Here is a 20,159-nt window from a genome sequence, read left to right on the forward strand (position 1 = left end):
TAAGAGGCTTTGTTTTTTTATTTTTTCATATGTGTGACTAGTTTGTTATAACTTTCAGAGCGTTCAATTGCATCTTCTTTAGTTTTATCAAGTAAATGTTCGACTACTTCTTGATTCTGTTTAATTGTATGCAACGCAGAGTAACGTGTTTGTTTTTCAAGGAAATCACGCATTTTGTCAAAATCTGTTTTCTTGTAGTCAATGACCATCGGATCTTTGCCTTTCTTAACTAACTCTGGATTATAGCGATAAAGTGGCCAATAGCCAGATTCAACGGCTTCTTTGGCTTGATCTAACGTCCGAACCATTCCGCCTTTGACCCCGTGATTAATACATGGAGTATAACCGATGATAATTGATGGGCCTGGGTACCGCTCCGCTTCGTCAATTGCTTTAATCGTTTGCATTGAGTTTGCGCCTAAAGCTACTTGTGCAACGTAGACATTCCCATAAGTGATTGCCATCATCCCTAAATCTTTTTTAGAGGTATGTTTCCCACCCGCTGAGAATTTGGCAATGGCTGAAGCTGGTGTAGCTTTAGATGTTTGCCCACCTGTGTTGGCATACACTTCGTTATCCATAACAAAAATATTAACATCTTCCCCACTGGCAAGAACATGATCGATGCCGCTAAACCCGATATCATAGGCCCAACCATCGCCGCCGACAATCCATTGACTCGTTTTCACTAGTAAATCTTTTTGTTCGTAAATTTTTGTTAAAAGTGGATCTTCATCGGCTTCTTCACTTAATGCCGCCGCTAGTTTGGTTGCTCGCTGTTGTGTTCCTTCCCCTTCAGCCATGTGTTCCAGCCAATCATTTAACAAGGCTTGAAGTGAATCTGATCCGACATTTTTAGCAAGACTTTCTTCAACCAGACTAGCTAAATGTTGACGTTTCGTTCGATTGGCAATATACATACCATAACCATATTCAGCATTATCTTCAAACAGCGAATTACTCCAAGCTGGTCCTTGGCCACATTCGTTCGTTGTATAAGGCGTCACCGGTGACGAACCACCCCAAATTGATGAACAGCCTGTTGCGTTAGCAATCATCATTCGATCACCAAATAATTGCGTCAACAACTTAATATAAGGTGTTTCGCCACAGCCTTCACAAGCACCTGAAAATTCCATCAATGGCTGGTTAAATTGGGAACCTTTAACAGAAAGTTTTTTGACTGGGTTGGCTTTTTGTTTAAGAGTCATCGCAAAGGCCCAATTCATCGCTTGCTCTTTCTGAGTTTCATAAGGTTTCATTAAAATCGCCTTGTCTTTCACAGGGCAAGCCTGAACACAAAGACCACAACCTGTACAATCTTCTAAAGAAACTTGGATACGATACATCAATCCATCTGTGCCACGCATTTCGCGCATGGCAAAACCTGCAGGTGCTTCTTTCAGTTCTTCTTCATCCGCTAAAAATGGTCGAATAGCCGCATGTGGACAAACAAAGGCACATTCATTACACATCGTACACTTATCCATTTGCCACTCAGGCACTTCTAACGCAATGCCACGTTTTTCATAAGCCGCAGTGCCCATTGGAATGGCACCGCCCTTCATTCCGTTTTCAATCAAATCTGAAACGGTCAGCTGATCCCCTTCTTGACGATTGATCGGTTCTAAAATATTTGTCACAAAAGCTGGAACTTCCGACTCTTGATTTTCTGGCTCTAAAACAATGGTTGCCCAATCTTCTGGAACTACAATTTCTTGCAGCGATTCAAAGGTAGCATCAATCGCTTGGTAATTTTTTTCAACAATTTCCATTGATTTTTTTCCATAAGTCTTTTTCACTTCTTCTTTAAGTAACGGTAAATATTGCTCTTTCGTTAAAATATCTGTTACTTCAAAAAAGGCAGTAGACATCACTGTATTGATCCGACGACCTAAGCCTACTTTGCGAGCTAACTCAACCGCATTGATAATGTAAAATTTGATTTGGTGCTCCCCAATATATTTTTTTAACTTAGCCGGTAATAAACGGTGAACCTTTTCTTGATCCCAAATAGTATTCAGTAAAAACGTTCCGCCATCTTTTAAGCCTTTTAACAGGTCGTATTTATGCAAATAGGAAGCATTATGACAAGCGATGAAATCTGCTTGTTCAATTAAATACGTGGAAGTAATTGGCTCTTTACCAAAACGCAGATGCGAAACGGTTAAACCGCCTGATTTTTTAGAATCATAACTAAAGTAAGCTTGTGCATAAAGGTCGGTATGATCTCCGATAATTTTAATCGCTTGCTTGTTTGCTCCCACAGTTCCGTCAGAACCAAAGCCCCAAAATTTTGCTTGGAAGGTAGTATCTGGCGTTAAATCTAAAGTAGGTTCTTCTGGCAATGATTGATAGGTTACATCATCAACGATCCCTACCGTAAAACGTTGTTTTAATTCTTTAAATGGCAATAACAAATGATCATAGACCGCTTTAATTTGATTAGGCGCTACGTCTTTAGAGCCTAACCCATAACGTCCACCAATCACAATTGGTCGATTTTCATGTTGATAAAGAGCGCTTTGAACATCTAGCAATAACGGTTCCCCTTCGGCTCCTGATTCTTTTGTTCGATCTAAAACCGCAACCTTTTCTACTGTAGCTGGTAATTTTTCAAGAAGGTTTTCGGTAGGAAATGGACGATATAAATGAATATTGATAAAACCAACTTTGCGTCCTTGTTGATTGAGATAGTCGACTGTTTGTTTGATTACTGGCGAAGCCGACCCCATTGAAATAATGACTTCTGTTGCATCTTCAACCCCGTAATAATCGGTTAAATCATACGTTGTTCCACGAAGATTGTTAATTTTTTTCATGTATTTTTGAACAATTTTTGGCATTTCTTCGTAATTTTTATTGACTGTTTCTCTTTGTTGAAAATGAATGTCAGGATTTTGAGCGGTCCCTGAAACAGTGGGATGATTAGGATTCATGCCTCCCATTCTAAAACGAGTTACAGCTTCCTGATTCACCATTTCTTTCAGGTCATCATAATCAATCACTTCGATTTTTTGTAGTTCATGGCTCGTTCTAAAACCATCAAAAAAGTTTACAAAAGGTAAACTACCTTCTAAGCTAGCTAAATGAGCAACTGCCGACAAATCCATTACTTCTTGGACACTCGATTCTGCTAACATACAAAAACCTGTTTGGCGGGTAGCCATCACATCGCCATGGTCACCAAAAATACTCAACGCACTTGTCGTTACTGCCCGAGCCGCCACGTGGAACACAGAAGGCAGCAATTCTCCTGCGATTTTATACATATTGGGAATCATCAACAGTAAACCTTGTGAAGCAGTATAAGTAGTGGTTAACGCACCTGTTTTTAACGAACCATGAACTACTCCCGCTGCCCCAGCTTCTGATTGCATTTCAATAACTTGAACTTTTTGACCATAAATATTTTTTAAACCACTTTCCGCCCATTCATCTACCAACTCAGCCATTGTTGAACTTGGTGTGATAGGATAAATAGCGGCAACTTCTGTAAACGCATATGAAATATAAGCCGCTGCGGTGTTTCCATCCATTGTTTTTTTCATTTTTTCACCTTTTATCTTTCCTAAACATTGCTTGTGACTGTTGTTTTTTGTGTTTTGACATACTGATCAATTGCATTAGCTGCGATTTTCCCAGCGCCCATCGCTAAAATAACGGTGGCAGCACCTGTGACTATATCGCCCCCAGCAAAAACGCCAGGTATTGAGGTTGCTCCTGTTTTAGGATCAGCTTGAATGTAACCCCATTGGTTTAGTTCTATTTCTGGATATGTTGATAACAAGACTCGATTTGCCCCTTGGCCAATTGCCTCGATTACTGCATCAGCAGGAATGGTAAACGTGCTGTCTGGAACCGGTTCTGGCCGTCGTCTTCCAGACACATCTGGTTCACCTAAAACCATTTTGATACATTCAACACCAGCTAGATTTCCTTGTTGGTCATCTAAATAAGCAATTGGATTCGTTAACCAATAATAGTTAATTCCTTCTTCAAGGGAATGGTGGTATTCTTCAATTCTTGCTGGTAATTCTTCTAACGAACGACGATACACAATGTTCACATTTTCAGCGCCTAATCGTTTGGCTGAACGAGCGGCATCCATTGCAACATTCCCGCCGCCAATCACAACAACATTTTTAGCACGTTTAATCGGTGTATCATATTCTGGAAACTCATAGCTATGCATTAAATTGATTCGTGTTAAAAATTCACTAGAAGAATAAACCCCATTTAAACTAGTTCCTGGGATTCCCATAAAGTTTGGTGCCCCTGCACCAACCGATAGATAACAGGCATCAAACTCTGACATTATTTCTTCCATCGTAATCGTTTTACCTACTACCACATTGGTTTCTATTGTTACACCTAAGGCTTCAATACTCGCAATTTCTTGTTTAACAATTTTTTTCGGTAATCGAAATTCAGGTATGCCATAGGTTAATACGCCGCCAGCTTCATGAAGCGCTTCAAAAATAATTACTTCGTAGCCGAGCTTTGCCAAATCCCCCGCAACTGTTAACCCAGAAGGACCAGAACCGACCACTGCGATTTTCCCTTTTGTTGGTTCCGCTGTTTTTTTAGGAAACATGTGATTTTCTAATGCCCAATCGGCAACTAAACGTTCTAATTTGCCAATTGCCACTGGTTCAAAGTTTTTGGCTTTCCCTAATTTACAAACTTGTTCACATTGTTTCTCTTGCGGACAAACGCGTCCACAAATAGCAGGTAAATTCGTATATTTACTTAAAATATCGGCTGCTTGTTCCATGTTTCCTTCACGAATAGCTAAAATAAATCCAGGAATATCAATCATCACGGGGCATTTAGCAATACAAGGTGCATTTTTACATTGTAAACAGCGAATCGCTTCTTCTTGCCCTTCTGCTAATGTATAGCCTAAGCAAACCTCTTCAAAATTATTCTTTCTGATAGTAGGTGCTTGTTCCGCAATCGGTGTTTTTATACGACTTTTTCTAGCCATTTTTCTCCACCTGCTCTTTCAAACGATCTGTAAAGCAAACTGCTTCTTCTTCCTGATATTGCTTCATTCGATTAATGAATTCATCCCAATTTACTTCATTGCCTTTAAACTCAGGTCCATCAACACAGGCAAATTTCATGGTGCCATCAACAGTGACCCGACAACCGCCACACATGCCTGTTCCGTCAATCATAATAGGATTCAAGGAAACATAAATTGGTAATTGATGTTTTTCAGCTGTCAAGGTACAAAATTTCATCATGATGCTGGGCCCAATCGCCCAACTGCACGCTACAGATTCACGTGCAATAACTTCTTCCATCGCTTCTGTTACTAAGCCCTTTTTACCTAATGAACCATCATCCGTTGTAATGATTAGCTCATCTGAATAACGACGGCATTCTTCTTGTAACAGAACTAACTCAGCTGTTCGTGCTCCCAAAATCGTAATCACTCGGTTGCCTGCTTCTTTTAAAGCCTTGATAATTGGATAAATAGCCGCGATACCAACCCCGCCACCGACAACCATCACCGTTCCATATTGCTTCACTTCTGTGGGCATACCTAAAGGTCCAGTGACATCTAACAAAGAGTCGGAAGTTTTAAGTTGGGAAAGTGCAGCTGTTGTCTTACCAATTACTTGGAAAATAATTCGAATACTGCCTGCTTGTGGATTTGTCTCCGCAATCGTTAAGGGGATCCGTTCTCCCTTTTCGTCAATTCTTAAAATAACAAACTGTCCAGCCTGGGCATGTGTCGCTATTCTTGGCGCTTCCAGCCAAAAATCAAATGTATTACTAGATAATTGAGTCGATTGAAGAATATTAAACATTGAAATACCTACCTTCATCGTTCCTTTTCATTCTGACTCCTACTTTCTTAAACCCTTAGGCAACGCTATCAGATAAAGTTGTGGCGACACTTTTAACAAATGTTTTTAGCATTTCGATGTCTTCTTCTTCTGCATTGTTTTCAATTTCAACTGTTTCAGCTACTTTTTTAGCACCAGCTTTTTCAAAAGCTCCTACAAAATCATGCGCTGATTTACAGAAAAATTCACCATATTCACGATCACCGGAGCCAACAACACCAAATGGCTTACCTGCTAAATCCTTCTCAGTTAATTCATCAAAGAAATCTTCAAATTCAAAAGGCAGTTCCCCATCACCATAAGTATACGTTGCGATAATACAAGCATCTGCATCATCAAAGAAGTCTACATCAACTTCTGAACATTCTTCACGTTCTACTTCAACTCCAGCTTCTTGAAACTGTTCTTCCAAAATCTCGGAAATTTCTTCTGTGTTTCCAGTCATACTTGCATAAACAATTTTTACTAGTGCCATCTTCATTCATTTCCTTTCTTTTTCCTAAATATTTCAATGCATTCAAATGCAATTGTAACCCCTTACATTAATTCTTAAAAAAATAACTTTTACAAATGATTTTATTCACAAACTAATCTAACTAAGTATGTACTCTTCCCCTTTCGAGATAGAGTATTTTTTACTACGTCTTTACTATACCACATTCCAAACCTTTTTAACAATATTTTTAAGGTAAAAAAAATATTATTTAGGTTCTTTTTTATAAAACGTTTTTCCTTCTTCCAATCATAAAAATTGCTTCTAAAACCGCTCCCCCTAATGCACGAGCTTTGTCGGAGATCGTCAAGCAATCGACTTTCTCAACTGGTCGAGGATCCACATCTGCACACTTCAACCCTTGATAACATGTTACCTTTTCTGAAATCAATCCTCTCAAAGTCCCTGTCAGAGGCGAATAAACTGGAACCTGATCGATTAAAAATAATGCTTCCCCTTTCAACACGAGATCCCCTATGTTTTTAAGGTGGGTAACTTGTCCTGAAGCAGGGGCATGGACAACTCGTTCCGCACTTTTTCCGCCAATTTCACCTGGAATACCTGTATTAGGTAAAGCTGTTCCTTCAAAGTATAAACGTCCCAACCTATGGCCACGCATTGTCTCAATCACAACATCGACATCTTGCGGTGCTGAAAAGCCTGGTCCTAAAGCAATCGTAATCGGTGCCATTCCTCGATGCGTACCTAAATTTTTCTTAGCCAAAATCGCATCGATAACAATCAGTGGTTTCAATTGTTGAATAGCACTTGCTGTTTGATCGACAAAAACAGGCAGCTTATTTTGCTGCCAACATTTCGCGCAATCCTTTAATGAAGTAATTCGAACAGCAACCAAATCTTCCACTCTTTGTTCTTTCTGAAAAATAGCATCACAAACTGAAACAGTCCGCCGAATGGCCAGAGGACATTCTGTTTCTAATACTAGTATTTTAAAGCCAACGTGCCATAATTTTTGGATAACACCTGTCGCTAGATCGCCCCCTCCGCGAACAATCACTAATTTTTCTTGGATGTTTTGACTGATTTCTCCCATAAAATAAGTCCTTTCTCTAATTCCATATTGCAAGCAATAATCTTGTCTAATTTTTCAAAACAGCTTTTGGGTAATTGAAGACAGACATTCATCGCTTGAACGAACTCTCTTCGCGTATGGGTTTGATTTAAACATAAAATTCGTTGGCCTTGGCTCTCTTTAAACAATCCTTTTGGATGATCAATCAGTTGAGCTAACAATGTTTCTGTGATTGGTTCTTGTAGTTGCGCATCGGTTAATTCCAAAAAAAGCGGCAACCGATGAATGGTCGTTTCATCTATCTTTTGACCAATTACAGAAATCGGAAGCACACCAATTGTGGTGGTTGTTTCTTTTAATATCACGGGTTCATAAGAGGACCAGCCTTTCAAAGGTCGTTGTTTGGACCCATCCGCTTCTAAAAAAACTTTCGTGAAGTGCTGAAACAATGTTTGAAACGAGGTCATTGCAGGCATCGTTAGTTTTGTTTGGTTGTTGATAGCGGTTCCTGCTAAAGTGATTCCGCAGATATTCGGCGTTATTTTTTCAAAATGGTTTGTATAAAAATAATCATACAATTGACGTTGGGGAAACCCAATTTTTGTGGTTGTACTAACCAGAACAGCTTCTTTTCGATATGTTTTTGCTAGCGCCCACATTAAGCTTGTTTTCCCACCACTACCAACAATTGACACAATCTCCTTTCCTTGTAAATCAAAACACTTTTTTAAGGACTCCACAGTTGGTACCTCCTTTCCCCAAGGTCATTTTTCACAGAAAAAATAGAGGCTACGCGTACTTTTGCTTCTTCTAAAAAACATACACTGTGAGTTATTTCCGCTTCATTAATGAGTAAACCGATCCCACAGCCATCCGTCAATGATGGTGGCAAAGTAAAGACGCGAACAGCCACCTTTCTTGCCAACAGTACTTGTTCTGCCAGAACAGCATAATGTGTATTCGGAAAGGTTAGCAAATACTCCATCTTTTCACCTTCTTTTTTTGTTAAAGCGTAATTACTTTAGCCGCTTGATTCATTGTTTCAACAATTTCGTACATATTAGTAATAGAGCCGATAGCTAAGGTGTCTGTTAAATGATAAAAATCTAAACAGGCCCCACACGTTTGAATCGTGGTTCCCTTCTCCGCTAATTGTTGCAAATCAGCTAAGGTATTCGCTGCTTGATTCGTTAAAAACGCCCCTCGATTAAAGAATAATAGCTGTGTAGGAACAGTTTCTGCTTCTGATAATGATTGAAGATAACTTTTCATTAATAGTCGTCCTAGCTGCTCGTCTCCAGTACCTAATTGATCGGAGCCAATCGTAATTACTAAATCTGTTGCTGACTGACTTGTTTGTTGAGTCGCTTCTTCAGATACCGTAATTTTGACAGAGAAAACCGTGGCTTCTATCTGCTTCGCAGTCAAAGTGGCCTGTTTTTTAGTAGCTAATTTTTTCAAATTTTCAACAGCTACTTCGTTATCGACTAAAACCTCGATAGTGCCTCCAGCTAAACCTAACTCCGCCAAAGCTTTTTTCGTTTCAATCACAGGTATTGGGCAAGGTTTCCCCAATGCATCTACTAATTTCATATTTGGCCCTTCTCTCTATAAAAGTACTACTGCTTGTTGTTCTTTTGGCAGAACCTCGCCAATAATTTTGGCAACAGGGTCCTCTTTTTGAATAGCTGCTAAACAGGCTGCCGCTTCGTCAGCAGCGACACTAATTAACAGTCCGCCAGAAGTTTGTGGATCAAACAAAAGTTCTTGCATTTCCATAGAAATTTTTGAATAATCGATTGTCGTTCCGATTGTTTGGCGGTTTCTTTGCCCAGCTGCAGTGACTAAACATTCTGCGGCGTAGGCCAACGCTCCTGTAATGGTTGGTAATGCTTCTGTATCAATCAGTAATGTTACCTGATTATCAGCCATTTCTTTTGCATGAATTAATAGACCAAACCCAGTCACATCAGTACAAGCATGTACTGCGTAGGATCGAGCATTCGCAGCGGCATATTTATTTAAACGTTCCATCGAATCTTGTGCGATTTTTTGTTCCGTCTGCTTCGCCAATTGCCCCCGAACAGCCGCTTGAATAATTCCTACACCTAATGCTTTAGTTAAAATCAAGACATCCCCCACCTGTGGCGTATTATTATGCCACAAATTTTCTGGATGAACTTCTCCGGTTACCGCTAGACCATACTTGGGTTCATGATCATAAATCGAATGGCCTCCCGCCAGTAAAGCACCCGCTTCCTTTAATTTTAAGCTGCCACCCAAGAGCATTTGTTCCAACCATTCTTTTGACATCTTTTGTGGAAAACAAACAAGATTTAGCGCATAAAGGACTGTTCCGCCCATGGCATAGACATCACTTAAAGCATTAGCGACCGCAATTTTTCCAAATGATAACGGATCATTGACCATTGGTGAAAAAAAATCTACCGTTGAAATCAAAGCTTTTTCAGACGTTATTTGGTAAACAGCGGCGTCGTCGGCATGTTCAAATCCGACGAGTAGCCGCTCATTTGCTGGTGTTTCGGGTAAGTGTTGCAACAATTGGTTCAGTACACGGGATTCAATTTTTGCCCCACAGCCACCTGATGTACATTGTGATAAAAAATCCATGCTGTCCGCTCCTTCTCAAATTAGTAGTTCTTGTAAAGCGTGAATTGTCCAAGTAATTTCTTCAGGCGTTGTCTGCCAACCAAAGCTAAAACGTAAGGTGCCAGTTGCTAAAGTCCCAGCTGTTTGATGGGCTAATGGTGCACAATGCAAACCTGCGCGCGTCATAATGCCATATTGTTCTGCTAGTTGCTGTGCCACTATTGTTTCTTCCTGATTCCACAGTGTGATAGAAACAACAGGGACAGTTTGTGCCACGTCCTTGGTTCCTAAAATTGTGACAGGTAACCCTGATAAACCATTTAAAAAATTCTGCATTAAGGTTCGTTCATGCTTTTGAATCGCTGCTAAACCAATTTTATTCAACTCTTTAATAGAACTATTTAAGCTTAGAATACCTAAACTGTTTAACGTACCAGCTTCAAATTTATCTGGTAAAAAAGAGGGTTGATCAAAGGAATTAGAATGGCTACCAGTGCCGCCCGCCATCAGTGGTTTGACCGCTTCAGCCCCTCGCTCACTAAAAGCTAACCCACCAATACCTACTAATCCATATAAGCTTTTATGTCCAGTAAAGGCTAACACATCAATGGCCATCTGGGTCATTTTTATTGGTAGAAAGCCCGCCGTTTGAGCCGCATCCAAAACGGTTAATAATCCTTTCTGTTGAGCCCATTGAAAACATTCTTCAATGGGTAAAATGGTGCCTAAGACATTGGATGCGTGTGTCATCACCAAGGCTTTTGTATTCGTTCGCCAAGCTCGCTGAATATCTTCTACATCTAACAGACCCGTTTTTTGACAAGCAACATATGTCACTGAAATGCCTCGTTCTTTCTCAAGTAAGTGAAGCGGTCTGGCTACTGCATGATGTTCTAACATAGTCGTAATTACATGGTCGCCAGGTTGTAAAATCCCCGCTAATGCAAGATTTAAGGAAGTTGTTGCGTTATTCGTAAACGTAATCTGAGCCGCACTGGGTGCCTGAAAAAAGTCTGCTAACAATTGACGTGTCTCTAAAAGAGGAAGCCCCTCTCTAAGCAAAGGGGCATTTCTTCCGTAATTCATGAACTGATTTTCTGCTAAATAGGCAGTCAAAGCCTCAATGGTTGCTGGAAATTTTTTATAGGAAGTCGCTGCATAATTTAAATAAACCAAGTCCTTCATACGTTTTTCCTCTCTAACTATTGGTTTCTTGAATTAATTTTCTGTACTCTTCTGGCGTGTCGATATCTTTTAAACGGCCAGGAGTCGCTATTTTCAACATCTGAACTGCTTCTGGAAAGCGTTCATAAATCATGCGTCCGCCTTTTTCACCAGTCAATGTTAATAGTTCTTGTCGAAATTGATTACCGAATAATACTGGACTACTAGGACAGCCATCTTTTTGTAATGGCACTATAATTTTATTTCTCTGACATTTATCTAACACGGGTTGTAGCATTTTAGGTGTTAACAATGGTTGATCACTAGGTAAGTATAAATAGCCAGCTCCCCGAGCTTGTTCAGTTCCTAAACGAATACTGCTACTTTGCCCTTCTTGCCATTGATGATTGAGAATCAACTGAATGTTCTTAGGTAAAGGAAACGCTGGCTGATTCTCAGGCGAAACAACTAAAATCCGTTCTAATACGTCTAATTGATTCACTAAGGTTAACGTGTGCTCTAAAAATGTTTTTCCTTGATATTTTAAGAACAATTTATTTTGGCCCATCCGTTGTGAATTGCCCGATGCTAGAATAATGACACTAACGAGTGACATGAGTTGTCTCCTTTTATCTTTTTTTCTTTTGATAAGGGGTATTTTCTAAAGGCAGACTTGGTCGGAGCTGACCATCCAAGGCAAAATATGCGCCTGCTAAAGCTGGTGCGGTAGGGATCGTTGCTAACTCACCTACGCCTTTAATTCCATAAGCTAAACCTTCGTGAAGATTGTCAGCATGAACCAAAATTGTTTCAATTGGTGGTACTTGAGTGGCGTTCACTAATCCTAGCGTTGCATATTTTGCTTTAACATAGCCTTCTTCTAAGGCAAATTTTTCAGTTAAAGCATACCCCATGCCCATCGCAATCCCACCTTCAATTTGACCTTCAGCAGCTCGTGGATTCACCACTTGCCCCATATCATACGCAGCCACAAATTTAGCTACTTTTCCTTTGTCATCTAGAATAGCTACTTCAGCAGCATAACCATAACCAGCATGACTAACTGGACTTTTTTTATCATTGATTAATGGATCCGTTTTCGCTGAATATTCCCCATAAAATTCTTCGCCTTCCAAATCACTTAAAGCACGTCCCATATCAAGTTCATACCGTAATTGCATTGCCGCTCTTCTAGTTGCTTCTCCTGTGAAGAGTGACTGCCTCGAAGCCGTTGTTGTTCCTGAATTCGGCGTTCTTCTCGTATCAGGTGCTTCCGCAACAATCATTTCTGGTGGTAAATTTAATGTTTCACAGGCAATTTGCGTCGTAACGGTTGCCATCCCTTGACCGATACAAGCAGCACTTGTGCGGACATGTATTTTTCCTTCTTCAACAGAAATAATACAACGCCCTGTATCAGGTAGCCCCACACCCACGCCACTGTTTTTAAAGAAACTAGAAATTCCAGCAACTTCCGCTTGTTCATAGACGTCTTTAACTGCTAACAAGGCTTCTTTTAACGCCGCATTTTTCGAGACCAATTGTCCATTCGGTAAAGTATCTCCTGGGGCGACGGCATTTTTAAAGCGTATTTCCCATGGTGATAGTCCGACTTTTTCTGCTAACAAGTTTAAATTACTTTCAATTGCAAAAGCCGTTTGGCAAACACCAAATCCACGAAATGCACCTGCTGGCGGATTATTAGTATATACAGCAAACCCTTCCACATCAATCGTTTGATACTTGTAGGGACCTGCCGCATGTGTACAAGCCCGTTGCAATACCGGTCCTCCTAAAGAAGCATAGGCCCCAGTATCCGCATAAATCACTGCTTTCATTGCAGTTAAATTGCCTTCTTCATCACAGCCGGTCGTAAAGTCCATTTCCATGCCATGGCGTTTGGGATGAACCATCAAACTTTCTTCACGGCTTAGCAGTACTTTTACTGGTTTCTTCAATAACCAAGCGGCTAAGGATGCATGATGCTGAACACTCATGTCTTCTTTTCCACCAAAACCGCCACCAACAAGTTTTGATTGAACATGAATTTTTTCCTTGTCCAGTCCTAACATCCGAGCCACTTCCCGTTGTTCATCATAGATACTTTGACCCGCACTAAAGAGTAAAATGCCCTCACCTTCAGGCTGTGCAATCGCACACTCGGGTTCCATAAAGGCATGTTCGTTAATTGGTACGGAATAATGTTCTGTCACTACAAACGCAGAATTTGCTAATACTTCCTCTGCATTGCCACGTACCAAGTGTTCATGAGACAAGATATTGCCCTTTTCATGAATAGCTGGTGCACCTTCTGCTAAAGCAGCTTCACAAGAAGTAAGCGGTATCATTTCTTCGTAATCAACTTCCACTAAATTTTTTATCTCTGGTAAGGTTTCTTTTCTTTTTGAAACAACGAGTGCTACTGCATCCCCAACATACCGTGTTATTTCTCCTTCTGGAATCATTACATCCCAATCGGAAATAAATTCTAAATGACCAATTTTATTATTTCCTGGAACGTCTTTAGCTGTGAACACAGCCACACAGTCAGGATGCGCCAATGCTTGGGTACTATCGATTGATAGAACTTTTGCGCGAGGATAGGCACTCCGCAAAGCAGATGCATGAAGCATTCCTTCTATGTCAATGTCATCTACATAAATCCCTGTTCCTAAGGTTTTCTCCACTGCATCGACCCGTTGGAAGTCTTCCCCTAATTTACCATTTGAATGTTCTTCTGGAATGCTCGTTTCTTCACAAAACATTTTAGCAGCTAACTGAATGGCTTCTATTATTTTCACATATCCTGTACAACGACAAATGTTTCCTCGTATAGCTTTCTGAATGTCTTCTTTTGTGGGTTCGGGTTTCTTGTTCAATAATCCTTGTGCCGAAATAACCATCCCAGGGATGCAATACCCGCACTGAACTGCACCCGTTTTTGCAAACGCATAGGCATAGACATCTTTTTGCCGTTGGCTTAAACCTTCGATTGTCGTGACTTCTTTACCAGCTAATTTTTCTAGAGTAAACAAACATGCTTTGGAAGCCTTTCCATTTACTAACACCGTACATGCACCGCAAGAGCCTTGGTTACAGCCATCTTTTGTTCCAGTTAGGCCCAGATCCTCCCGCAAAAAGTCCATTAATTTTTTGTTTGTTTCACAGGTTTCACTTTGACCATTTACAATAATTGAATACATTTCTTGCACCTCGATTTCTGATATAGTTTAGTGTTCAATCACCTAGATTATACCACAAATCTCCGTTCTAAAAATTATTTTTTAGCAAAAAAAGTTTTTTATTTAATTTAAAGGTTCGCATTATTGATAGCGCTGTTGAATTAATTCTCCCGCGATGCTAATCGCTAACTCTTCTGGTGTTTCGGCTGCAATGTCTAAGCCAATTGGCATGAAAATTCTTTCAATTTCAGTCATTGTATAACCGACCTCTTTTAACCGTCGAACTTGTGAAGCAATTTTGTGTTTGCTCCCCATCACACCAATATATTTGGCTGGTGTTTCCAATAACTGTTTGGCAACGATGAAATCAAAATTGTGTCCTCTGGTAATCACTATACCATAATCGTCCGCCGTTATTTCAATAAACGCAGCTAAATTTTCTAAAGGAATCACCCGTAGTTCTTCAGCTTGTGGAAAAGCTTGTGCCGTCAAAAATTCTGGACGATCGTCCACTACAACGCAATAAAACGATAAATAGTTTAAAATAGGTACCAATGCGCGTGCGACATGACCACTTCCAAAAATATACACTTTCCCTACTTGGAGGATCGCTTCTGTTAAAAAAATTATGTCCTCTTTTTGCTCACAATGGATACCTTTAGGTAGCAAACTTAATTCCCCCTCCCAAGAAGTGGAACCAATCAATTCGCCTGTTTCACTATAAAAGGATACTTTTCCTAAATTGTTTTGATCTAGTTCAGTCATTAACCAACCTTGTTGATTATTTTGAAAATGCGTTTCTATGGACTCACACAACTCTTTTAAAAATGGCGTTTCCCATGAAAGATAATGGAAAAAAATCGTGACATTTCCGCCACAGACCATGCCTAAATCAGCAATATTATTCGGTGCTAAAATAAATTGACGTTGTGCATTTTCTTTCTCAATAAGTAGCTTTTTTGCCACTTGTTCAGCCTGAAATTCAACCGCGCCACCACCAACAGTTCCGGCTATTCTACCTTCGGCGGAAACCAGCATTCTAGCCCCTTGACTTCGTGGTGTAGATCCTGAACTTGTACCAATCGTTAATAACATCGTGTCTTGCTTTTCCAATATTGCCTGTTTCAAACGCTGAAATACTTCTCTCATTTCAGTTCCTCCGATACTACATCCTGTTCTTTAAATATTTCTTCAAAGCATGCCTCTACCTGTTGATACACTTTTTTCTCAAATAAAAGATATTGATCAATCAACTCTTTTCCTTGATCCGTAACAATTGACCCGCCACCATTACAACCGCCAACGCTTTTGATAATTAATGGAAAAGATAGCTCTTCTTCAGCTACCCGCACAATCCGCCATGCCTTATTATAAGACATTTTCATCTCTTTTGCCGCTAAGTTTAGTGACCCAGTTTGCTGAATTTTTTGTAAAACTTCGACAACGCCAGGACCAAAAAAGTTCCGATCTGTTTTTAATTTTAAGTTTAGGGAATACGTAAACATCTTCTCCTCCTTTATTCGTTCATTTTTTTATAGATAACGTAAGGGAAAAAGGATACGAAAGCTTACTCACTTTCGTATCAAAAAAAGCAATCTTCACTCAAGTGCTACACGCTTTTTTGGTTTTAAAATGACATTTAAAAGGACTGCTACCAAAGTGGTTAAGATAACTTCCGAATTACCGAAAATCGTTGTTACCCAAGTTGGAAAACCAGCTAAGCTTCCAGTAGACAATGTGACACCAATTCCAAATGCTAGAGCTGTTCCGACAACCCCAGTATTTCGAGGAGTCATTTCCTGCGAAGCAATCATCCGAATACCTGTCATAGAAATAGAAGCAAAAACTGAAATCGTTGCGCCACCAATTACCGCGTAAGGAATCGTAGTTAATAACGCAGCTACTTTCGGAACAAAACCAGCAATTAATAATATAACTGAAGCGAAAACCAGAACATACTTATTAATCACTTTTGTTACCGTAACCAGACCAACATTTTGTCCAAAAGTTGCCACTGGGATTGATCCAAATAAACTGCCAATAAAGTTAGTGAAACCACTCCCCATAATTCCGCCAGATAATTCTTCATCCGTTGCATCCCGATCCATTGCCCCAACCGTTGTTGCTGTAAATTGGCCGATGGCTTGAACAGCATCAACAATAAACATCACCACAAGCGTAAAGATTGGTACCAATTGAAAATCCAGTCCAAAGTGAAACGGGGTAATTACCTGAACGATTTTAGCATTTTGAACTGGCTCAAAACTAACCATCCCTAAAGCTAAAGAAATCAAATAGCCAATAACCATTCCGTTTAAAATTGCTGATAACTTCAAAAATCCTTTTGCAAAATAATTGAAGTAAAAGACAATCGCAAAGGTTAATAATGCAACTAACCAATTCCGGGCTGAACCAAAATCAGCACTACCAGCTCCTCCTGCCATATACTTAATCGCAACTGGAAACAAGGATAGTCCAATGCTTAAAATAACCGTTCCTGTTACTAAAGGCGGAAACAACACACGGATTTTTTTAATGAACAAACCAACAATAATAACAAGAATACTGCCAACTAATTGGGAACCAAAAATTGCTGCAATCCCAAAATCAGCTCCGATGGCCATCAAAATCGGTACATACGCAAAACTTGCCCCCATCATAACTGGTAACCGTGAACCCACTTTTCCAAAAATAGGGAAAAGTTGAATTAACGTTGCAACTGCTGAAAAAATCAATGATGTTTGAATCAAAATAGTCGTATCACTAGGACTTAATTGGCAAACTTTGGCAATCATGATTCCCGGTGTGACAATCCCTACTACTGCTGCGACAACGTGTTGCAATCCCATCGGAATTGCTTCAGAAATTGATAGTTTCGCATCATATTCAAATAATGCTTGCTCTTTTTTTTCATTCATAGGATCGTTTCCTTCTTCTTTTTATTCTAAAAGGATTGTTCCCCTTAATCAATAAAGAATGCAATCCTTTTTCCCTCAGAAACATCTTAAAAATTATCCTTTGACAGCAACTGCTTCAATTTCAAATAAACCATCTTTTGGCAACTTGGCTACTTCTACACAAGAACGTGCAGGCAAAACTTCTGAAAAGTAATTCCCATAGATTTCGTTAATTTTGCTAAAATCAGACATATGTTGTAAAAACACCGTTGTTTTCACAACATTATCATAGGTCATCTCGACCTCTTTTAAAATCGAACCTAAATTGATAAAAGCTTGTTTTGCTTGTTCTTCCACTGTAGTCTTCATTTCGCCCGATTGCGGATCTAATCCTAGTTGTCCAGAAATGTACAACGTATTTCCCGCTAAGACAGAATGTGAATAAGGCCCTACAGCAGCTGGTGCCTGTGCAGAATTAATCATTTTGTTTGTCATCGTTTTCCTCCATTCTATGATTCTTTATTTTCAATTAAAGTCCCTGTTTTTCCAGATAATCCTTCTTTGGCTTTTTCTAATAACGTAATCAATGTTTTTCGACCTGGCTTAGATTCAGCAAACTTAATCGCTGCTTCAACTTTTGGTAACATTGAACCTGGAGCAAACTGACCTTCTTGCGCATATTGTTTCATTTTTTCTGTTGAAACATTCCCTAAGGCTTCTTGATTTTCTTTACCAAAATTAATACAAACTTTTTCAACTGCTGTTAAAATCACGAGCAGATCAGCATCCACTTGTTCAGCCAGTCGTTCACTACAAAAATCTTTGTCGATGACTGCATTTACACCTTTTAGTCGGTTCCCTTCTTGAATGACTGGGATGCCACCACCGCCGCCAGCAATGACTGTTTGGCCAGCATCAACCAATGTTTGAATCGTGAGAAGTTCGACAATATTTTTTGGTTTAGGAGAAGCGACGACTTGGCGATAACCACGGCCAGCATCTTCCATCACTTGTATATTTTTTTCTTTGACTAATTGTTCTGCTTCTTCTTTTGTCATGAAGCGGCCAATTGGTTTCGTTGGTTTTTTGAACGCCGGATCATTTTCATCCACGACCACTTGAGTGACTATGGTGGTGACGGCTTTACTTATATTTCGCTGACGCAACTCTTCTTGTAGCGCATTCTCTAAATCATAGCCAATGTAACTTTGACTCATGGCTACGCACATGGATAACGGAACAACTGGATATTGTGGATTATTAAAGGAAAATTCTTCCATAGCTAATTGAATCATCCCCACTTGAGGACCATTGCCATGAGATAAAATAACTTCATATCCTGCTTCAATCAAATCTGCAATCGCTTTGGAGGTCTGTTTTACGGCAGTCATCTGCTCCGTCAAATTATTTCCTAAAGCATTGCCACCTAAAGCTACTACGACGCGTTTGCCCATTGCTTCACCTCATTTTCTGTTTTATAAAAAGGACGATGCTTTTTCTTTTTCACAACGAGTTTTCGTATTAACTGTCTGTTGTCGTTGCATGAAGTCAACGCACATGACTAAGCGTTCTTGACTCGAGACAATCACACATTCATGAATAGACTTGGGAAGGTCTTATTTGTTCATGTTGAAGAGGCAACTTCTAATGATTCATTGTGTAAAGAAAAAGCATCTGTCTTCATGCCAAATTCATTATTTTACTTCTCTTGGTGTCGCTTTATCCGCTAAGTCTGTTAAGGTTTTTTGCGGATTTTTTACTTTACTTAAGAAAATCATAGCCGCAATAACATACGGTTTGTAGCTAGCTTCTTTGTAAAGTTCGACCCGATAACGATCGAAAACAGAAGCTTCCACTTCGCCTTCTTCACAACTAACGCCAGTAATATCAGCTGGTAGACAATGCATATACAAAGCTTTGCCGTCTTTTGTTGTTTTCATCAATTCTTCTGTACATTCCCAATCTTTGTGCTTTTTATTTTGAGAAAGTAATTCTTGTTCTAATTGATCAATTCCTGCTTGGTCACCATTGCCATATAATTCAGTTCGCTTTTCCATTGCCGCAAAAGGTGCCCAGCTTTTCGGATAAACAACATCCGCATCTTTGAATGCTTCTGCCATACTATTCGTTTTAGTAAAGTTTCCACCAAATTCTGCCGCATTTTTCTTCGCAACTTCTTCTACTTCTGGCATAATTTCATAACCTTCTGGATGTGCTAAGACGACATCCATTCCTAAACGGGTCATTAGACCAACAATTCCTTGAGGAACAGATAATGGTTTTCCATAAGATGGTGAATACGCCCAAGTCATGGCAACTTTTTTCCCTTTCAGGTTTTCAATACCACCAAATTCATGAATTAAATGCAACGCATCCGCCATTGCTTGCGTCGGATGGTCAATATCACATTGTAAATTCACTAACGTTGGGCGTTGTTCTAATACCCCATCTTTATATCCTTCTTGGACAGATTCTGATACTTCGTGCATGTAAGCATTGCCTTTACCAATGTACATGTCATCACGAATACCAATGATATCAGCCATAAAAGAAATCATGTTTGCTGTCTCACGAACAGTTTCTCCGTGAGAAATTTGACTTTTTCCTTCGTCTAAATCTTGAACTTCTAAGCCCAAAAGATTACACGCTGAAGCGAAACTAAAACGTGTTCTTGTAGAGTTGTCGCGGAATAAAGAAATCCCCAAGCCACTATCAAAGATTTTAGTTGAAATATTATTTTCTCTTAAATAGCGTAATGTATCGGCAACTGTGAAAACAGCTTCTAATTCATCTCTTGTTTTTTCCCAAGTTAGGAAAAAGTCATTTTCGTACATTTTTTCAAATTCTAATTTATCTAATTTCTCAATATATTCTTTAAACGTTTCCATTCCATCTGCTCCTTTTTGCTTGTCTAATAAT

The 20,159-nt window shown here is 39.6% G+C and carries 18 protein-coding genes; all 18 read right to left on the bottom strand.

Annotated features, from left to right (window positions below; genetic code table 11):
- Positions 1-17 precede the first annotated feature (17 nt).
- The 18 genes from nifJ to ygeW all read right to left on the bottom strand — a co-directional run bounded on the left by nifJ (position 18) and on the right by ygeW (position 20,128).
- Complete coding sequence (gene nifJ / locus IGL36_RS09940; RefSeq protein WP_002398011.1) at positions 18-3,551, bottom strand: pyruvate:ferredoxin (flavodoxin) oxidoreductase; 3,534 nt, start codon at positions 3,549-3,551, stop codon at positions 18-20.
- Between the two features lie 20 nt (positions 3,552-3,571).
- Positions 3,572-4,990, bottom strand: a complete 1,419-nt coding sequence (gene gltA / locus IGL36_RS09945) for an NADPH-dependent glutamate synthase (protein ID WP_002370484.1) — start codon at positions 4,988-4,990, stop codon at positions 3,572-3,574.
- Positions 4,983-5,840, bottom strand: coding sequence for a sulfide/dihydroorotate dehydrogenase-like FAD/NAD-binding protein (locus tag IGL36_RS09950; RefSeq protein WP_002370486.1), 858 nt, complete (start codon positions 5,838-5,840; stop codon positions 4,983-4,985). The genes gltA and IGL36_RS09950 overlap by 8 nt, the downstream gene beginning before the upstream one ends.
- Before the next feature lie 37 nt (positions 5,841-5,877).
- Positions 5,878-6,342: a flavodoxin gene (locus IGL36_RS09955; RefSeq protein WP_002382673.1), complete on the bottom strand. Its 465-nt coding sequence runs from the start codon at positions 6,340-6,342 to the stop codon at positions 5,878-5,880.
- Between the two features lie 235 nt (positions 6,343-6,577).
- On the bottom strand, positions 6,578-7,408 hold the full coding sequence (gene yqeB / locus IGL36_RS09960; RefSeq protein WP_002356611.1) for a selenium-dependent molybdenum cofactor biosynthesis protein YqeB: 831 nt from the start codon (positions 7,406-7,408) through the stop codon (positions 6,578-6,580).
- Positions 7,372-8,127 carry a selenium cofactor biosynthesis protein YqeC gene (gene yqeC / locus IGL36_RS09965; RefSeq protein WP_002359659.1) on the bottom strand — a complete coding sequence of 252 codons (756 nt, stop codon included), beginning with the start codon at positions 8,125-8,127 and terminating at the stop codon, positions 7,372-7,374. Before yqeC ends, yqeB begins: the two co-directional genes overlap by 37 nt.
- Positions 8,115-8,372, bottom strand: coding sequence for a DUF3343 domain-containing protein (locus tag IGL36_RS09970; RefSeq protein ID WP_002356603.1), 258 nt, complete (start codon positions 8,370-8,372; stop codon positions 8,115-8,117). The genes yqeC and IGL36_RS09970 overlap by 13 nt, the downstream gene beginning before the upstream one ends.
- A 20-nt stretch (positions 8,373-8,392) precedes the next feature.
- Positions 8,393-8,980, bottom strand: a complete 588-nt coding sequence (yedF, locus tag IGL36_RS09975) for a sulfurtransferase-like selenium metabolism protein YedF (RefSeq protein ID WP_002398008.1) — start codon at positions 8,978-8,980, stop codon at positions 8,393-8,395.
- Between the two features lie 15 nt (positions 8,981-8,995).
- Entirely contained in the window at positions 8,996-10,018 is a 1,023-nt protein-coding gene (gene selD, locus IGL36_RS09980) for a selenide, water dikinase SelD (protein ID WP_002359657.1), read from the bottom strand.
- A gap of 15 nt (positions 10,019-10,033) precedes the next feature.
- Positions 10,034-11,182 carry a selenocysteine lyase SclA gene (gene sclA, locus IGL36_RS09985; protein WP_002398007.1) on the bottom strand — a complete coding sequence of 383 codons (1,149 nt, stop codon included), beginning with the start codon at positions 11,180-11,182 and terminating at the stop codon, positions 10,034-10,036.
- 13 nt (positions 11,183-11,195) lie between these two features.
- Entirely contained in the window at positions 11,196-11,777 is a 582-nt protein-coding gene (gene mocA / locus IGL36_RS09990; RefSeq protein ID WP_002398006.1) for a molybdenum cofactor cytidylyltransferase, read from the bottom strand.
- A 13-nt stretch (positions 11,778-11,790) separates the two neighbouring features.
- Positions 11,791-14,364 (bottom strand): selenium-dependent xanthine dehydrogenase, encoded by a 2,574-nt coding sequence (xdh, locus tag IGL36_RS09995; protein ID WP_002405135.1) that lies wholly within the window; start codon positions 14,362-14,364, stop codon positions 11,791-11,793.
- A gap of 120 nt (positions 14,365-14,484) precedes the next feature.
- Complete coding sequence (locus IGL36_RS10000; RefSeq protein ID WP_002398004.1) at positions 14,485-15,492, bottom strand: XdhC family protein; 1,008 nt, start codon at positions 15,490-15,492, stop codon at positions 14,485-14,487.
- Entirely contained in the window at positions 15,489-15,848 is a 360-nt protein-coding gene (locus tag IGL36_RS10005; protein ID WP_002356595.1) for a winged helix-turn-helix domain-containing protein, read from the bottom strand. Before IGL36_RS10005 ends, IGL36_RS10000 begins: the two co-directional genes overlap by 4 nt.
- 93 nt (positions 15,849-15,941) lie before the next feature.
- Positions 15,942-17,261, bottom strand: coding sequence for a nucleobase:cation symporter-2 family protein (locus tag IGL36_RS10010; protein WP_002356594.1), 1,320 nt, complete (start codon positions 17,259-17,261; stop codon positions 15,942-15,944).
- Between the two features lie 93 nt (positions 17,262-17,354).
- The gene (locus IGL36_RS10015) at positions 17,355-17,735 is read right to left on the bottom strand and encodes a RidA family protein (protein ID WP_002362244.1); all 381 of its coding nucleotides are present in this window, start codon (positions 17,733-17,735) and stop codon (positions 17,355-17,357) included.
- A 14-nt stretch (positions 17,736-17,749) separates the two neighbouring features.
- Positions 17,750-18,694 (bottom strand): carbamate kinase, encoded by a 945-nt coding sequence (arcC, locus tag IGL36_RS10020; protein ID WP_002362589.1) that lies wholly within the window; start codon positions 18,692-18,694, stop codon positions 17,750-17,752.
- A gap of 240 nt (positions 18,695-18,934) precedes the next feature.
- Positions 18,935-20,128, bottom strand: coding sequence for a knotted carbamoyltransferase YgeW (gene ygeW, locus IGL36_RS10025; RefSeq protein WP_002359643.1), 1,194 nt, complete (start codon positions 20,126-20,128; stop codon positions 18,935-18,937).
- Positions 20,129-20,159: the final 31 nt, after the last annotated feature.

This window comes from Enterococcus sp. AZ011, from assembly GCF_050548355.1.
Lineage (GTDB): Bacteria > Bacillota > Bacilli > Lactobacillales > Enterococcaceae > Enterococcus > Enterococcus faecalis.

Excerpts from the sequence above, each read along its gene's own strand:
- IGL36_RS09955 (WP_002382673.1), bottom strand. The coding sequence starts at position 6,342 with ATGAAGATGGCACTAGTAAAAATTGTTTATGCAAGTATGACTGGAAAC.
- nifJ (WP_002398011.1), bottom strand. The coding sequence starts at position 3,551 with ATGAAAAAAACAATGGATGGAAACACCGCAGCGGCTTATATTTCATAT.
- yqeB (WP_002356611.1), bottom strand. The coding sequence starts at position 7,408 with ATGGGAGAAATCAGTCAAAACATCCAAGAAAAATTAGTGATTGTTCGC.
- IGL36_RS10015 (WP_002362244.1), bottom strand. The coding sequence starts at position 17,735 with ATGACAAACAAAATGATTAATTCTGCACAGGCACCAGCTGCTGTAGGG.
- gltA (WP_002370484.1), bottom strand. The coding sequence starts at position 4,990 with ATGGCTAGAAAAAGTCGTATAAAAACACCGATTGCGGAACAAGCACCT.
- IGL36_RS09950 (WP_002370486.1), bottom strand. The coding sequence starts at position 5,840 with ATGAAGGTAGGTATTTCAATGTTTAATATTCTTCAATCGACTCAATTA.
- IGL36_RS10000 (WP_002398004.1), bottom strand. The coding sequence starts at position 15,492 with ATGAGAGAAGTATTTCAGCGTTTGAAACAGGCAATATTGGAAAAGCAA.
- IGL36_RS09970 (WP_002356603.1), bottom strand. The coding sequence starts at position 8,372 with ATGGAGTATTTGCTAACCTTTCCGAATACACATTATGCTGTTCTGGCA.
- ygeW (WP_002359643.1), bottom strand. The coding sequence starts at position 20,128 with ATGGAAACGTTTAAAGAATATATTGAGAAATTAGATAAATTAGAATTT.
- mocA (WP_002398006.1), bottom strand. The coding sequence starts at position 11,777 with ATGTCACTCGTTAGTGTCATTATTCTAGCATCGGGCAATTCACAACGG.
- IGL36_RS10005 (WP_002356595.1), bottom strand. The coding sequence starts at position 15,848 with ATGTTTACGTATTCCCTAAACTTAAAATTAAAAACAGATCGGAACTTT.
- arcC (WP_002362589.1), bottom strand. The coding sequence starts at position 18,694 with ATGGGCAAACGCGTCGTAGTAGCTTTAGGTGGCAATGCTTTAGGAAAT.
- sclA (WP_002398007.1), bottom strand. The coding sequence starts at position 11,182 with ATGAAGGACTTGGTTTATTTAAATTATGCAGCGACTTCCTATAAAAAA.
- xdh (WP_002405135.1), bottom strand. The coding sequence starts at position 14,364 with ATGTATTCAATTATTGTAAATGGTCAAAGTGAAACCTGTGAAACAAAC.
- selD (WP_002359657.1), bottom strand. The coding sequence starts at position 10,018 with ATGGATTTTTTATCACAATGTACATCAGGTGGCTGTGGGGCAAAAATT.
- IGL36_RS10010 (WP_002356594.1), bottom strand. The coding sequence starts at position 17,261 with ATGAATGAAAAAAAAGAGCAAGCATTATTTGAATATGATGCGAAACTA.
- yedF (WP_002398008.1), bottom strand. The coding sequence starts at position 8,980 with ATGAAATTAGTAGATGCATTGGGGAAACCTTGCCCAATACCTGTGATT.